12 protein-coding genes are annotated in these 15,451 nt (G+C 53.8%); 6 read left to right on the top strand and 6 right to left on the bottom strand.

Annotation, left to right across the window (positions count from 1 at the left end):
* Positions 1-8: 8 nt before the first annotated feature.
* The 4 genes from hslV to priA form a co-directional block, all read right to left on the bottom strand.
* Complete coding sequence (gene hslV / locus ACF8OF_RS01660) at positions 9-539, bottom strand: ATP-dependent protease subunit HslV (protein WP_015422392.1); 531 nt, start codon at positions 537-539, stop codon at positions 9-11.
* Between the two features lie 100 nt (positions 540-639).
* Positions 640-1,446 (bottom strand): cell division protein FtsN, encoded by an 807-nt coding sequence (ftsN, locus tag ACF8OF_RS01655; RefSeq protein ID WP_262860779.1) that lies wholly within the window; start codon positions 1,444-1,446, stop codon positions 640-642.
* Between the two features lie 77 nt (positions 1,447-1,523).
* Positions 1,524-2,552 (bottom strand): DNA-binding transcriptional regulator CytR, encoded by a 1,029-nt coding sequence (gene cytR, locus ACF8OF_RS01650; protein WP_279797339.1) that lies wholly within the window; start codon positions 2,550-2,552, stop codon positions 1,524-1,526.
* A gap of 251 nt (positions 2,553-2,803) precedes the next feature.
* Positions 2,804-5,005: a primosomal protein N' gene (gene priA, locus ACF8OF_RS01645; RefSeq protein ID WP_279797208.1), complete on the bottom strand. Its 2,202-nt coding sequence runs from the start codon at positions 5,003-5,005 to the stop codon at positions 2,804-2,806.
* A gap of 303 nt (positions 5,006-5,308) precedes the next feature.
* Between priA and rpmE the strand changes: the two genes are divergently transcribed.
* Entirely contained in the window at positions 5,309-5,524 is a 216-nt protein-coding gene (gene rpmE / locus ACF8OF_RS01640) for a 50S ribosomal protein L31 (protein WP_025151971.1), read from the top strand.
* A gap of 120 nt (positions 5,525-5,644) precedes the next feature.
* Here the strand turns inward: rpmE and metJ are convergent, their stop codons facing one another.
* Positions 5,645-5,962 carry a met regulon transcriptional regulator MetJ gene (gene metJ, locus ACF8OF_RS01635; protein ID WP_004236602.1) on the bottom strand — a complete coding sequence of 106 codons (318 nt, stop codon included), beginning with the start codon at positions 5,960-5,962 and terminating at the stop codon, positions 5,645-5,647.
* 183 nt (positions 5,963-6,145) lie between these two features.
* On the opposite strand from metJ, the gene metB reads away from it, so the two are divergent.
* The 5 genes from metB to ACF8OF_RS01610 all read left to right on the top strand — a co-directional run bounded on the left by metB (position 6,146) and on the right by ACF8OF_RS01610 (position 14,417).
* Positions 6,146-7,306 (top strand): cystathionine gamma-synthase, encoded by a 1,161-nt coding sequence (metB, locus tag ACF8OF_RS01630; RefSeq protein WP_279797201.1) that lies wholly within the window; start codon positions 6,146-6,148, stop codon positions 7,304-7,306.
* Positions 7,307-7,314: 8 nt separating this feature from the next.
* Complete coding sequence (locus ACF8OF_RS01625; protein ID WP_392495504.1) at positions 7,315-9,753, top strand: bifunctional aspartate kinase/homoserine dehydrogenase II; 2,439 nt, start codon at positions 7,315-7,317, stop codon at positions 9,751-9,753.
* Positions 9,754-10,471: 718 nt separating this feature from the next.
* Complete coding sequence (ppc, locus tag ACF8OF_RS01620; protein WP_279797197.1) at positions 10,472-13,105, top strand: phosphoenolpyruvate carboxylase; 2,634 nt, start codon at positions 10,472-10,474, stop codon at positions 13,103-13,105.
* 166 nt (positions 13,106-13,271) lie between these two features.
* Positions 13,272-13,607, top strand: coding sequence for a carboxymuconolactone decarboxylase family protein (locus ACF8OF_RS01615; protein WP_392495502.1), 336 nt, complete (start codon positions 13,272-13,274; stop codon positions 13,605-13,607).
* A 141-nt stretch (positions 13,608-13,748) separates the two neighbouring features.
* Positions 13,749-14,417: a hypothetical protein gene (locus tag ACF8OF_RS01610; RefSeq protein WP_279797195.1), complete on the top strand. Its 669-nt coding sequence runs from the start codon at positions 13,749-13,751 to the stop codon at positions 14,415-14,417.
* Between the two features lie 54 nt (positions 14,418-14,471).
* Here the strand turns inward: ACF8OF_RS01610 and metF are convergent, their stop codons facing one another.
* Entirely contained in the window at positions 14,472-15,371 is a 900-nt protein-coding gene (gene metF, locus ACF8OF_RS01605; RefSeq protein ID WP_392495500.1) for a methylenetetrahydrofolate reductase, read from the bottom strand.
* Positions 15,372-15,451 lie beyond the last annotated feature (80 nt).

The raw sequence follows: 15,451 nt of genomic DNA, 5'->3' as shown, positions 1-15,451 counted from the left end.
GTCGATCCTTATGCTTTTGAAGGTAATTCTTCAAAATTCAGATTGTGGTTGGTGTAGATACAGATATCACCGGCAATAGTCAGTGCCCGCTCCGCGATTTCCCGGGCACTCAGATCGGTGGTTTCCAGCATGGCGCGGGCTGCTGCCTGGGCGTACGGGCCGCCGGAACCAATGGCAATCAGATCATTTTCAGGCTGAACGACATCCCCCTGTCCGGTGATAATCAGCGATGCGGTTTCATCGGCAACGGCCAGCAGGGCTTCCAGCTTGCGCAGCATACGGTCGGTACGCCAGTCTTTGGCGAGCTCAACGGCGGCTTTTGTCAGGTGTCCCTGATGGAGTTCAAGTTTGCGTTCAAACAGTTCAAAGAGGGTAAAGGCATCCGCGGTGCCGCCGGCGAAACCGGCAATGACTTTGTCGTGATAGAGGCGGCGGACTTTGCGGACATTACCTTTCATGACGGTATTACCCATTGTCGCCTGCCCATCACCACCAATTACGACCTGGCCATTACGGCGAACACTTACGATTGTTGTCATGAGTCAGCCCCTGGTTGTGCTAAAGGATGGAGAGAGGCCGCCGGATATATTCCCGGCGGCACAGAATTAACTTCAGATATGGGGGGAGGGCTGAAGGATTTCAACCCCCGGCGGCGCGAAGAATACAATTTGTTACGCCGGCATCAGCGGCACGGCTTTTCACCGATTGCGCGGCGGATTTTTCATACGGGCCGAGCATCACCCGATACCAGCCGCCACCCTGTGAGACGCGGCTTTCGATACCGGAGAAGGCGAGACCGGCGCGGACTTCCTCAGCCTGACCATTTTCACGGAATGATCCGCACTGGACTAACCAGCGTTCAGGTGCGGCCTGCGGTTTTTCCTGCACCGGCTTTGGTTTCTCAGCCGGTTTTTCTGCCGGTTGCGGTGCAGGACGGGTTTCCGGCTGCATACGCAGCTGCGGATCCTGACCGGTAACGACGACCTGAGAACGCGGAACAGTGCCGTTTGCCGGTACTTCCTGCAACTGAACCGGTGCCTGCTGCATATCAGACTGCATCTGCTCCAGCAGCTGCCGCTGTTCCGGGGTCAGTCTGGCACCCGGGTCAATGCGGTTAGCCGGTGTCTGCGGGTTGGCGTAATACTGTTCCGGTACCCCGGCTTCGCGGTTTTCCAGCTCTTTGATATAACGCCAGCGCTCCTCCGGGATCGGCGGGAGCCCGTTGCCGGTACTCTGCTGATGTGCAGGCGGAATGATGCTGTCAGAAGCGGTCTGACTTTTTTTGTTATGGACCAGATAGAACAGGCCGCCGACAAAAACGACCACCAGTGCCACGGCGATCACCAATGTGGTGAACGGCAGGCCTTTCGCCTGACTTTTCTTCCGTGATTTACTTTTTTTACGCGGCGCAGAGCGTCCGCGTCCCACATAATCTCGTTGTGCCACTGTTTCAATTCACTAATAAGTCGGTTAAGGAAACATCTTATTCAGCGTTATATGTTACTTAACCTTACGGTTTTTGCCTAGCTTTTAGGCGCGCAGGCACTTTCTCTGATGATTAAATCAGAATCCAGCAGGCGCGAACCTTTTGCCACGGTGTGTCCCTGCAACTGTTCCAGCAGCAGTAAAAAAGACTGACGGCCGATTTCATAGCGGGGTTGTGCGATCGTTGTCAGGGTCGGCGAACAGTATTGTGCAGCCGGTAAATCATCGAAACCGACAACCGAGAGATCCTGCGGCAGTGTCATCCCCTGTTTTCTGGCCGCCCAGAGCACGCCGATCGCCATAATATCGTTATGGCAGAAAATGGCCGTCGGCGGTTCCGGCAGTGCCAGCAGCTGTGCGGCACATTCCGCACCACTCTCGTGGGTAAAATCACCGCGCACCAGATACTCTTCCCGCACCGGCATTCCCATGCGGCGCATAGCCTGAATATACCCTTCGACACGGTACTGACATAACGGCAGCGCTTCCGGCCCGGAAATACAGGCGATACGGGTGTGTCCGAGTGACTGTAAGTAGTGTGTGGCATTAAAGGCGGCGGTCAGGTTATCAATATTGACCGTCGGCAGCTCCAGCTCCGGGGCAAATTCGTTAGCCATCACCATCGGCGGGAAGTGGCGCTGTTCATCATGGCGGTTGTCAAACGGCACATCGGAGCCGAGCAGCACCATGCCGTCAATTTGTTTGGTCACAATCAGATTCACAAAGGTGTGTTCCGGCTTGTGCTGATAACGGCAGTCGCCGATCAGGACCAGATAGCCGTGTTTGGCGGCCACTTCCTCAATACCGACAATAATATCGGTAAAAAACGGATCGCCGATATCCGGCACAATCACCAGAATGGTGCGGGATTCATTACGTTTCATCCCCCTGGACAGATTATGCGGGTAATATCCCACTTCCAGAACAGCATTTTCCACTTTCTGCCGTGTCTGCACGGACACTTTCTCCGGGTTCATCAGTGTCCGCGACACGGTCGCGGTTGAGACGCCCGCGGCTCTGGCGACATCTTTCATTGTCGCGCCGGTATCGTTGCGGCGTGGTTCCATCATTAATTCCTTTGGTTACCCTGTAAGTGTATCGATTGCGCGGTTTTTGTGATCATTATGGTCCGCTGTATTTTTCACATGCCTGTGAAAAACCGCCTGAGCTTCTTAAGTGAAATTCAGACGGTTTATTAATCATTCTATTAACGGCTATTCTAAGCCCTTTGTAAAATTAATCTGTTACCTGGTTTGCATAAAACTGTGAGTTATCTCAATTTTTTGAGATGGCACGCACTTTCTGTAAGACGTCAGTCTCAGCCGTCGGTCGGATCGACATCCACATTCCAGCGGACTTTCCGGCTTTCCGGCATCTGCTGAATATACGGAATGGCCTGCGCGACAAGTTTCTGCAACTGACTGCGGGACGGATGCTGTAACAATAACTGCCAGCGGAAACGTCCGCCGCGTTTGGCCTGGATAGCAGGCAGCGGCCCCATCAGCCAGAAATGCTCATCCCGTAACGGATGGGATTCGAATAACTGCCGCACGGCCTGCAGAAATGCATTCGCCCGCTGGTTATTCTGATCTTCGGCACGGATCATCACCTGACTGGTGTAAGGCGGCAGGCAGACGCTCTGCCGCTCATTCAGTGCCTGTGCGGCAAAAGCAGCGTAGCCTTTTTCCAGCAGCACGGTCAGCAGCGGGTGCTCCGGATGGTGAGTCTGCAAAATCACCTCACCGCGTTTACCGGCACGTCCCGCCCGTCCGGAGACCTGAGTGTAGAGCTGGGCAAAACGCTCCGCCGCCCGGAAATCTCCGGAGAACAGTGCGCCGTCGACATCCAGCAGGGCGACCAGGGTAACATCCGGGAAGTGGTGACCTTTGGCCAGCATCTGGGTGCCGATCAGGATACGGGCTCCGCCCTGATGCACATCCGCCAGGTGTTGCTCCAGCTCGCCTTTGCGGCTGGTGGTATCGCGATCCAGCCGTGTGACCGGAATATCCGGGAACAGCGGGGTGATGCTCTCTTCCAGCTGTTCGGTACCCAGCCCGACCGGCACCAGTTGCGTGGAGCCGCACTGCGGACACTGTTTCGGCACCGGTCGCTGGCTGTCGCACTGATGGCAGCGCAGCATGCGGTGGTTCTGATGCAGGGTGTAAAAATGGTCGCAGCGCGGGCATTCTGCTATCCAGCCGCACTCGTGGCACAGCATTGCCGGGGCAAAGCCGCGCCGGTTGAGGAACAAAATAACCTGATTATCTGCCGCCAGATGGTGGCGGATACGTTTGATCAGCGGTTGTGACAGCCCGGAAGTCAGCGGCAGCCCCTTCAGGTCGAGCAGGTGCTGATCGGCAAGCTGTGCATTTCCCGCCCGCTGTGTCAGCGGGAGCACCTTGTATTTTTTCTGCCGGACATTAAACAGGGTTTCCAGTGACGGGGTCGCTGTCCCCATCACAATCGGAATATCATTTTTCTTGGCGCGGAATACCGCGAGGTCGCGGGCGTGATAACGCCAGCCGTCCTGCTGTTTATAGGAGCCGTCGTGTTCTTCATCGATAATAATGATGCCGAGTGAGGTAAACGGCGTGAACAGCGCGGAGCGGGTGCCGATAACAATGGCGGTCTCCCCGCGTTTTGCCCGCAGCCAGACAGCCAGCCGTTCGCTGTCATTCATGCCGGAATGGAGAATATCCACCGGTGCCTGAAAACGGGCACGGAAGCGGGCGATAGTCTGGGGGGTCAGGCCGATTTCCGGCACCAGTACCAGTGCCTGGCGGCCTTCGGCCAGCACATTTTCCAGTACACTGAGATACACCTCGGTTTTCCCGGAGCCGGTTACACCGTCCAGCAGCCAGGGAGAAAACTGATGCTGCTCTGCGCGGATCGCCCCCACGGCAGTGGCCTGCTCGGTATTGAGTTTCAGGCGTTCGCCGGTGACGGCAAATCCCGGCTGCCAGGGTTTGCTCTCCGGCTGGACATCGTTCAGGGTGATCAGGTTTTTCTTTTTCAGTCCCTGCAATGCGCTGTCACTGAGTTCATATTCTGCAGTCTGATGGCGGTAAACCGGCTGACGGCGCAGGCAGGCCAGTGCCTGCTGCTGTTTCGGGGAGCGTTTGAGGGTATGGATATCAATCTCACGCCCCTCCGGCGTCACTTCCCAGCACCACAACGGTGCAAAGGCGGCCTCTTTGCCCTGACGCAGCAAAATCGGCATGGCATGAAACAGCACTTCCCCTAACGGATAGTGGTAATACTGCGCCGCCCAGTTCAGCAGCGGCCACAGATCACCGGGAAAGAGCGTGTCATCATCCGGACAGGCAATAACAGGTTTGAGTTTTTCCGGGCTGAAGGTGCTGGTTTCCGCCAGTTCAGCCACAATACCGACTGCCTGTTTCTGCCGTCCGAACGGCACAATCACCCGTGCCCCCGGCACCGGGCGGGGCATATCATCAGGCAGTAAATAGTCAAATGTTTGTGTCAGAGGTACTGGTAATATCACCCGGACGACTGTCATTATAATGTCCATTATCGGCAGAGCGCCGGCGTGTAAAAAACACACAGCGGCGGAAAAGGCGTAAAAGTGTCTGAATAATCACCGGATTTCAGCTTTTCCCCGGTAAAAACAGGGAAATTATCCGCAATGCGGGATCCAGAATACCACGAAAAGACAGCGGATTTCATTGCATGGTTCAGGGATTTTCTGTATGATCCGCCGCCTTTGGTAATTAAAATACCACCGATAACTTATCATCAACACGACGTGTGGTGTCCGGCAAAAAGGCCCGGATAGCGACACGGCCTTAACCGAGGTTTTCCCATGAAAAAAGGTATTCACCCAGACTACGCAGAAATCACTGCAACCTGCTCTTGCGGCAACGTAATGAAAATTAACTCTACCGCAGGTCACAACCTGAACCTGGACGTGTGCGGCGAATGCCACCCGTTCTACACCGGTAAACAGCGTGACGTTGCAAGCGGCGGCCGTGTTGATCGCTTCAACAAACGCTTCAGCGTTCCTTCTGCGAAGAAATAAGGGCACTGCGCGGCATGCCGCGCGTTGTTCCATAAAAAACGCCCTGAATGAAAATATTTCACAGGGCGTTTTTTTATGTCTGCTTCCGGGTTAATAAGTCGTATAACACGCGGATAAAACTCAATATTCCCACGTATCCGGGTCGACCCCATGCTGGCGCATAATTTCTTTTGCCACTTCCGGGATTTCATCACTGCGCTCTTTGCGCAGATCATCATCATCGGGCAGTGGCTGTCCGGTAAAAGCATGCAGAAATGCTTCACATAACAGTTCGCTATTGGTGGCATGACGCAGGTTATTCACCTGGCGGCGTGTACGCTCATCCGTTAAAATTTTAAGCACTTTCAACGGGATAGAAACTGTAATCTTCTTTACCTGCTCACTTTTCTTGCCATGCTCAGCATAAGGGCTGATATATTCGCCATTCCATTCAGCCATGGATTACCTTGTTATCTTAGTCAGTTTGAGGAGGTGCCGGGTACAGAAAGGTACCTGACAGATATCGGTATTATCCCACTTGTATATATAACCGTAAAGCAGGATGGATGTCCAGACATATTGACGGCTAAATGAACCGCGGATATGCTGATAATTCGTTCAGTGACTGACAGGGAAAGAGGTATGGCACGTAAACCCGCAACAGCGGCAATTCATAACGGACTCAATGAAGAGACCCAATTCGGCTGTGTCATACCGCCGGTGTATCTCTCATCGACTTACAATTTTCCGGCTTTCGGCAGCCCGCGTGAGCATGACTATTCACGGCGCGGCAATCCGGGCCGGGATATCACCGGGCGCACACTGGCTGAGCTGGAAGGCGGCGCCGGGGCGGTGGTGACCAGCAGCGGGATGTCAGCACTGCATCTGCTGTTTACCGTGTTTTTGTCACCGGGGGATGTGATTGTGGCCCCGCATGACTGCTACGGCGGCACTTACCGGTTGCTCGACAGTTGTCAGCAGCGCGGCCATTTTACCGTTCGCTTTGCGGATATGAATGATGAGACGTCACTCAGTGCCGCGCTGGCGGAAAAGCCGAAACTGGTGCTGATTGAAACACCGGGCAACCCGCTGCTGCGCATCACGGATATCGCGGCAGTCAGTGAAAAAGCACATCAGGCAGGGGCGCTGGTGGCGGCGGATAACACGTTTCTCAGCCCGGCATTACAGCAGCCGCTGGCGCTGGGGGCCGATTTTGTTATCCATTCCTGCACCAAATACCTGAACGGGCATTCCGATGTGGTCGCCGGTGTGGTGATCGCCGCAGACGCGGAGCACGGCGAAACACTGGCATGGTGGGCGAATAATATCGGTGTGACGCTGGGGGCGTTTGACAGCTATCTGCTGCTGCGCGGTATCCGCACCCTGATCCCGAGGATCACCTTACAGGAAAGAAATGCCGGTATTCTGGCGGATTATCTGGTGCGTCAGCCGCTGGTGAAAAAGGTGTATTATCCGGGACTGGTGACGCATCCCGGACATGAACTGGCGGCAAAGCAGCAGAAAGGATTCGGCGCAATGCTCAGTTTTGACATTAATGGTGATGAAGCGGCAATTTCCCGCTTTTTATCTCACCTGTCTCTCTTTACACTAGCAGAGTCATTGGGCGGGGTGGAAACACTGATTTCCCATGCCGCGACCATGACACATGCGGGAATGCCGGAGCAGGCGCGGCATGCAGCGGGAATTTCAGACAGCTTATTACGTATTTCTGCGGGGATTGAGGACAGCAGCGATTTGATTGCTGATCTGGATCGCGCATTTCAGTCAGTGACTAAGGGGTAAGGGTAATCATGAGTGCGTTGGCGATTGATGAATCAGTAAAAGGACGCCAGTTACATAAATTCGGCGGCAGCAGCCTGGCAGATGCGAAATGCTATCTGCGGGTGGCGAATATTATGGCGAACTACAGTGAGCCGGATGACCTGATGGTTGTGTCTGCCGCAGGCAGCACCACTAACCAGCTGATTAACTGGGTCAAACTGAGTCAGAGTGACCGCGCTGCCGCAGAGCAGGCGCAACAGACCCTGCAACGCTATCAGACTGCCCTTATCAGTGATTTGCTGCCGGAAGTTCAGGCTAATGTCCTGATTTTTCAGTTTAATGACGATATTAACCGCCTGGCGGAACGGCTGAAACACCCGCTGAATGATGTGATTTACGCGGAAGTGGTCGGTCACGGGGAGATCTGGTCTGCCCGCCTGATGGCGCAGGTGCTTCAGGAGCAGGGCATGGCAGCGCAATGGCTGGATGCCCGCACATTCCTGTGCGCGGAGCGGGCGGCGCAGCCGGAAGTCGATACCGCACGGTCGCAGCCGCTGCTGGCAGCGTTGCTGGCGCTGCATCCGGGTAAACGTCTGGTGGTGACCGGGTTTATCTCCCGCAACGCTGCCGGGGAAACCGTACTGCTCGGCCGTAACGGCAGTGACTATTCTGCCACGCAGGTCGGTGCGCTGGCCGGGGTGAAAAAAGTCACCATCTGGAGTGATGTCGCGGGGGTTTACAGCTCGGATCCGCGTAAAGTCAAAGATGCCTGTCTGCTGCCACTGCTGCGTCTGGATGAAGCCAGTGAACTGGCCCGTCTCGCTGCACCGGTATTGCATACCCGTACCTTACAGCCGGTATCCGTCAGTGATATCGATTTACAGCTGCGCTGCAGTTATCAGCCGGAACAGGGCTCGACAAAAATTGAGCGTGTGCTGGCATCCGGCACCGGGGCGAAAATCGTCACCAACCATGATGAGGTTTGCCTGATTGATATCCGCCTGCCGGCCGGAGATGATGCGAAGGCACGTTATAAAAGTATTGATCTGCTGCTTAAACGCAGCCAGATCCGCCCGCTGGCGGTTGGTCTGCATAATGATGATAATCTTATTCAGCTCAGTTATACCGCCGAAGTGGCAGACAGCGCTCTGCACGTGCTGGAAAGCGCCGGGCTGCCGGGCTCTCTGACACTGCGTGACGGCTTCTCGCTGGTGGCGCTGGTCGGGGCGGGGGTCTGCAAAAACCTGCTGCATTACCACCGTTTTTATCAGCAGCTCAAAGACCAGCCGGTGGAATTTATCTGGCAGGCCGAGGACGGCATCAGCCTGGTGGCGATTCTGCGCACCCGCCAGACCGGGCATGTGATTCAGGGTCTGCACCAGAGCCTGTTCCGTGCGGAAAAACAGATCGGTCTGATGGTGTTCGGCAAAGGCAATATCGGCAGCCGCTGGCTGGAATTGTTTGCGCGTGAGCAGCGCAATCTTTCTGCCCGCAGCGGATTTGAATTTATTCTCGCCGGGGTGGCGGACAGCGAAAGAGCACTGCTCAGCTATGACGGGCTGGATCCGAGCCGCGCACTGGCTTTCTTCAATGAGGAAGCCGAGCCGATCGCCGATGAGGACACGCTGTATCTGTGGATGCGCAACCATCCGTTTGATGACCTGGTGATTATCGACCTGACTGCCAGCAAAACCCTGGCGGAAAGCTACGCTGATTTTGCTGCGTACGGTTTCCATGTTATCAGTGCTAACAAAATCGCCGGGGCGGCAAAAACCCGCGATTACCGCCAGATCCGCGATGCGTTCCGTAAAACCGGGCGTCACTGGCTGTACAACGCCACTGTCGGTGCGGGACTGCCGATCAACCACTGTGTGCGCGATCTGCATGAAAGCGGTGACAGCATTATTGCGATCAGCGGGATCTTCTCCGGCACACTCTCCTGGCTGTTTTTGCAATTCGACGGTACTGTGCCGTTCAGCGAGCTGGTGGAGCAGGCCTGGCAGCAGGGGCTGACCGAACCGGATCCGCGTATTGATTTATCCGGCCAGGATGTGATGCGCAAGCTGATTATCCTCGCCCGCGAAGCCGGGTATGAAATTGAGCCGGAAGATGTCCGGGTGGAATCCCTGGTGCCGGAAGCGGCGCAGGAAGGCACACCGGATCACTTCTTTGATAATGTCACGGCACTGAATGAACAGATGGCCTGCCGCCTGGAAGCCGCCCGCGAAATGGGCATGGTACTGCGCTACGTGGCCCGTTTTGATGCCAACGGCAAAGCCCGGGTCGGGGTGGAAGCGGTCCGGCCTGATCATCCGCTGGCCTCATTACAGCCGGGTGATAACCTCTTTGCTGTGGAAAGCCGCTGGTACCGTGATAATCCGCTGGTGATCCGCGGACCGGGTGCCGGACGTGATGTCACCGCCGGGGCGATTCAGTCAGACTTAAACCGTCTGGCGCAATTGCTGTAATGCATCAGATTGCGACGACAACCGGGGTTAAATAGTCTCAAAAAACCGGTATGCGGGACAAAAAACGACTATAACGGGAATTGTCTTATTAAGTTTATAGTACAGGGTTGGTATAAATAACGCATGGTGATGTTTCAGGATGGACATATAACCATCATGGATGATGGCTGTGACAGGATGTCATGGTAAGGATATGCACCGGACGTGCTTTTTCTGACAGGATGTCAGTCTGAGGACAGAAACAATCCCGGCGGGATGCAATTAACGGATTTAATTGCATCCCGTTACTATTTTCACTTCCCTGTTGTTTTCTATGAAACATTTTCCATTAAACGTTTCCGCTGAATTTTTCCCTGCCGGACTGAGGATTTTCGCTCAGGCTGAATCGTTACTATTTTTGCCTTAATTCGCGATATCTGTCTGTGACGTTTGTTTTTCCCTTTCATTATGCTGACGGGACGGAATTTTACCCGATAATCCGGTATCTGCCTGTGTGCAACATAACGGCAGTACGGTAATTAAATCTGATAAAGTCCTTTCAAAGCGCGTTTTTTTTGATATGAATATAGGGCAGAGGTAAATGCAAGGGAACGGCGTCACAAAATAAGAATTAATCCGTCGTATGAAATCACTAAGATGTACAGGACAGAGAACTGCCGGCTGAAAGTTCCTCACCGGCGGTCATAGGATTCTGCCGTCAATAAGGGTCAGGGGTCGTATGAATCAACAATATTCCGCAATGCGCAGTAACGTCAGTATGCTCGGGAAACTCCTCGGAGACACGATCAAAGAGGCCCAGGGTGAACATATTCTCGAAAAAGTAGAATCCATCCGTAAGTTATCCAAAGCGTCACAGGCCGGTAATGAAATCCAGCGGCAGAAGCTGCTGATGACACTGCAAAATCTATCCAATGAAGAACTGCTGCCGGTTGCCCGCGCATTTAACCAGTTCCTGAATTTAACCAACGTGGCGGAGCAGTATCACAGCATTTCGCCGCACGGTGAGGCGGCCAGTAATCCGGTTGCCCTGGCGGCGCTGTTTGATCAGCTGAAAGCCAAAAACTTTACGAATGAAGAGATGTGCAGGGCCGTGGATGAGCTCTCCATTGAGCTGGTGCTGACCGCGCATCCGACAGAAATTGCCCGCCGTACCCTGATCCACAAACTGGTGGCGGTGAATACCTGTCTTGCACAACTGGATCACGATGACCTGGCTGATTATGAGCATGATCGTATTATGCGCCGTCTGCGTCAGCTGGTGGCACAGGCCTGGCATACCGATGAAATCCGCAAAGACCGTCCGACGCCGCTTGATGAAGCGAAGTGGGGCTTTGCCGTGGTGGAAAACAGTCTGTGGGAAGGGGTTCCGGCGTTTCTGCGCGAGTTTAATGAGCAGCTCGAGGCATCTCTGGATTACAACCTGTCCGTGGAAGCCACACCGATCCGCTTTACCTCCTGGATGGGCGGTGACCGCGACGGTAACCCGAATGTCACGGCAGATATCACCCGGCGCGTGCTGACCCTCAGCCGCTGGAAGGCCGCGGATCTGTTTTATAATGATATCCAGGTACTGGTTTCTGAGCTCTCCATGAGCGAATGCACACCGGAGCTGCGTGAGCGTGTGGGAGAGGATGCCGCCGAGCCGTACCGCGTCATCACCAAACAACTGCGCGCCCGTCTGAAAAGCACACTGGACTATCTGGAGCGCTGCCTGGCCGGTGAACCGGCGATTAAACCGGATAACCTGCTGACTGATAACGAAGAGTTATGGGAACCGCTCTATCTTTGCTACCGCTCACTGGTTGAGTGCGGCATGAAGATTATTGCCAACGGTCAGTTGCTGGATACGCTGCGCCGTATCCGTTGTTTCGGCCTGCAGCTGGTGCGTATTGATGTGCGCCAGGAAAGTACCCGCCATACCGAAGCACTGTCTGAACTGACGCAATACCTCGGCCTCGGGGATTACGCCGCCTGGCCGGAAGAGGAAAAACAGGAATTCCTGCTGCGTGAACTGCAGTCAAAGCGTCCGCTGGTACCGCAGAACTGGCAGTGCAGCAATGAAACGCGTGAAGTCTTTGATACCTGCCGGGTGATCGCTGAATCACCGGAAAATTCTGTCGCCTCCTATGTGATTTCGATGGCAAAAGTGCCGTCGGATGTCCTGGCGGTCAAACTGCTGCTCAAAGAATCCGGCAGCCCGGTCACCTTGCCGGTCGCACCGTTGTTTGAAACCCTCGATGACCTCAATAATGCAGAGAGTGTCATCACCCGCCTGCTGAGCATCGACTGGTACCGTAACCTGATTAATGACCGTCAGATGGTGATGATCGGTTATTCGGATTCAGCCAAAGATGCCGGGGTAATGGCGGCGTCCTGGGCACAGTACCGCGCTCAGGATGCACTGATTAAAGTCTGCGCCCGTGAAGGCGTGACACTGACGCTGTTCCACGGTCGCGGGGGCACCATCGGTCGTGGCGGTGCACCGGCTCACGCTGCACTGCTCTCACAACCGCCGGGAAGCCTGAAAGGCGGTCTGCGTGTGACAGAGCAGGGTGAGATGATCCGCTTTAAGTTCGGTCTGCCGCAGGTCACTATCAGCAGCCTGGCCATGTACGCCAGTGCCAGCCTGGAAGCGAATCTGCTGCCGCCGCCGGAGCCTAAACCGGAGTGGGCCGCAGTGATGGATCGCCTCTCTGATGTCTCCTGTGAGATGTACCGCGACTATGTCCGCGAACAGCCGGATTTTGTCCCGTATTTCCGTGCAGCCACACCGGAGCAGGAACTGGGCAAATTACCGCTGGGCTCCCGTCCGGCAAAACGCCGCCCGACCGGCGGTGTGGAAACACTCCGTGCGATCCCGTGGATTTTTGCCTGGTCGCAAAACCGCCTGATGCTGCCGGCCTGGCTCGGCGCGGGTGCGGCACTGAAAACGGCGGTGGATGAAGGCAACCGGGCCATGCTGGAAGTGATGTATTATCAGTGGCCATTCTTCAGAACCCGCATCGGTATGCTGGAAATGGTGTTCGCCAAAGTCGATTTATGGCTGGCGGAATACTATGACCAGCGTCTGGTGGAGCCGCGTTTGTGGCCGCTGGGAGCAAAACTGCGCGAACAGTTATCAGAGGATATTAAGAGTGTCCTGATGATTTCCAAAGATGAGCAGTTAATGGCGGATCTGCCGTGGATTGCGGAATCTATCGCATTGCGTAACGTGTATACCGATCCGCTGAACGTCCTGCAGGCTGAACTGCTGCACCGCTCACGCGAATGTGATCAGTCTGATCCGCAGGTAGAGCAGGCACTGATGGTCACTATCGCCGGTATTGCCGCCGGGATGCGCAACACCGGCTGATATCAGTCTATTTTCTTTTTCTCCGGAGATGGCCGCAATCGCGGCCATTTTTTATGGAAAATCAGCGGGTGTAACACAACACAGAAGTGTGTTTACGAAAAACGGCATTGCATTCACCGTCACTTTATATAATATAAAAACATATATTATATTATAATGGGTGAGCATGTCTTATTATCAGGAAATAATGAAAGAGATCTCAGGCAATATGCAGGATCTGAGCAAGGATATTCCGGCAGTCATGAAAGCATTTTCCGGTCTGGTGGGTGCCAGTACCGCTGATGGTGCTCTGGATAAAAAAACCAAAGAACTTATTATGATAGGGATCGCGGTCGCAAACCGCTGTGATGGCTGCATTGGTTTTCATACCAAAACGCGGGTCGAACTGGGTGTTACGGAGCAGGAACTGGCGGAAGCGCTGGGTGTCGCGGTTGCCATGGGCGGCGGACCATCGGTGATGTATGCGGCGAATACATTAAAGGCATTTAAAGAGTTCTCATAAAAACATTGTTTTTTGATACGGGTTACAGACGAAAGTGTGTAACCCGTATTTTTTATCAAAAGCAAATGGTGGTTTATTAAAATACGGCAACGATTTCATTCCTTATTATTTATTCTTTTTTAATTAAATAGGTAAGAAATCGTGGAGTTAAATGGAATAGTGCAGCAAAGATTGGGTGAAAAATCTGTAAATCAGATTACAGAGAAGGACCGTGGTGCTTTTCAAATGACAGCAGATAAGTGTATCGCGGTTGCTAACAGCGATGAGACAATCTTCGCGGGGTGCAGAGAACAGAAAGAGTATAATATCATGACTGCGTGCGGTGCATTATTGGCGCAAACACTGGTGAAGCGGGAGTATTATACTGAAGGTCTCACAGGAGACTGTGTAAAAAAACTTAATATAACATCGACTGTTGAGATTTCTGACAGACGTGAACAAGGTGTGCCCGGCAGCTACGCTATCAGCAGATGGTCTGATCTGGAAGGATTGGAGTACTCCGCTCAGGAACTGTATGACATGCTGAGCAGTGAGCTGTATGAACAGAAAGTCTCACCGGAAATGCTGGAAAAAATACGGACTGTGATGGAGATGGCTGAAAAAGGTTCAGACAGTAAATCTCTCCGGGGAACTGAATTTGCAGAGATAGTTGAAGACTATGGGGATAAGATAAAAAACGCCGTGATTTCTGAAATATTAATCGCTCATGATATTAATGAGGCTGAGCACGGGCCGGTGTTAGAAGGGACAGATATTATTCAGCTGGAATTAATGAAAGATATTTCATTTTATTCACTGAATAATTACTGACAGGTATTGTTGTAAAGCCCCGGTAAAATCACAGGGGCTTTATTGAGTGCGGTGTTATGCCACACAGGCCGCCGGGCGGACACCCAGGGTATGGCAGATAGCGTAAGTCAGTTCCGCACGGTTCAGGGTGTAGAAGTGGAAATCTTTCACGCCTTCACGGCTGAGTAGTTTCACCATCTCCATTGCCACGGAAGCCCCGACCAGCTTGCGGGATTCCGGGTCATCATCCAGCCCTTCAAACATGGTGCCGAGCCAGCCCGGGATGCGGACGTTAGTCATGCCGGCAAAACGCTGTAACTGTTTAAAGTTAGAGACCGGCAGAATACCCGGCACAATCTCCACATCAATTCCTGCCGCCGCGCAGCGGTCACGGAAACGCAGATAGGTGCTGACATCAAAGAAAAACTGCGTGATAGCGCGGTCAGCACCGGCATCAATTTTCTTTTTCAGGTTAATCAGATCCGACTGCGCGCTGCGCGCTTCCGGATGCACTTCCGGATAAGCGGCGACGGAAATATCAAAATCGGCGACTGATTTTAACAAACCGACCAGGTCAGCGGCATACATATCCGGTTTGCTGCTGTTATCCGGCAGATCACCGCGCAGTGCCACAATATGGCGGATACCGTTATCCCAGTAATCTTTGGCGATAGTTTTCAGCTCATCACGGGTGGCATCAATACAGGTCAGGTGCGGAACGGCGATAAGTCCGGTTTTCTCTTTGATATTTTTAATCACCGAATGCGTGCGATCCCGCTCACCGGAGTTCGCCCCGTACGTGACGGAAACAAACTTAGGCTTCAGCACACTGAGGCGTTCGATGGATTGCCACAGGGTTTTTTCCATTTCCGGTGTGCCCGGCGGAAAGAATTCAAAGGATACGGCCACACGACCGGCCAGTTCTGCCAGGTTCTGATTCAGTGCTTCGTGCTGGTCTATATGTAAAAAACTCATCGCTGCCCCCGCGGTCGTCCGTGGCGGATATATCCCGGCACGTGATTATTTAAGTGTCTATACGTTTAGACGTCTGGATG

Source organism: Morganella sp. TYF_1 (genome assembly GCF_043105645.1).
Classification (GTDB): Bacteria; Pseudomonadota; Gammaproteobacteria; order Enterobacterales; family Enterobacteriaceae; genus Morganella; species Morganella morganii_B.
Note: the sequence above shows the minus strand (reverse complement) of the source record. Positions and strands in the feature narration are given on the sequence as shown.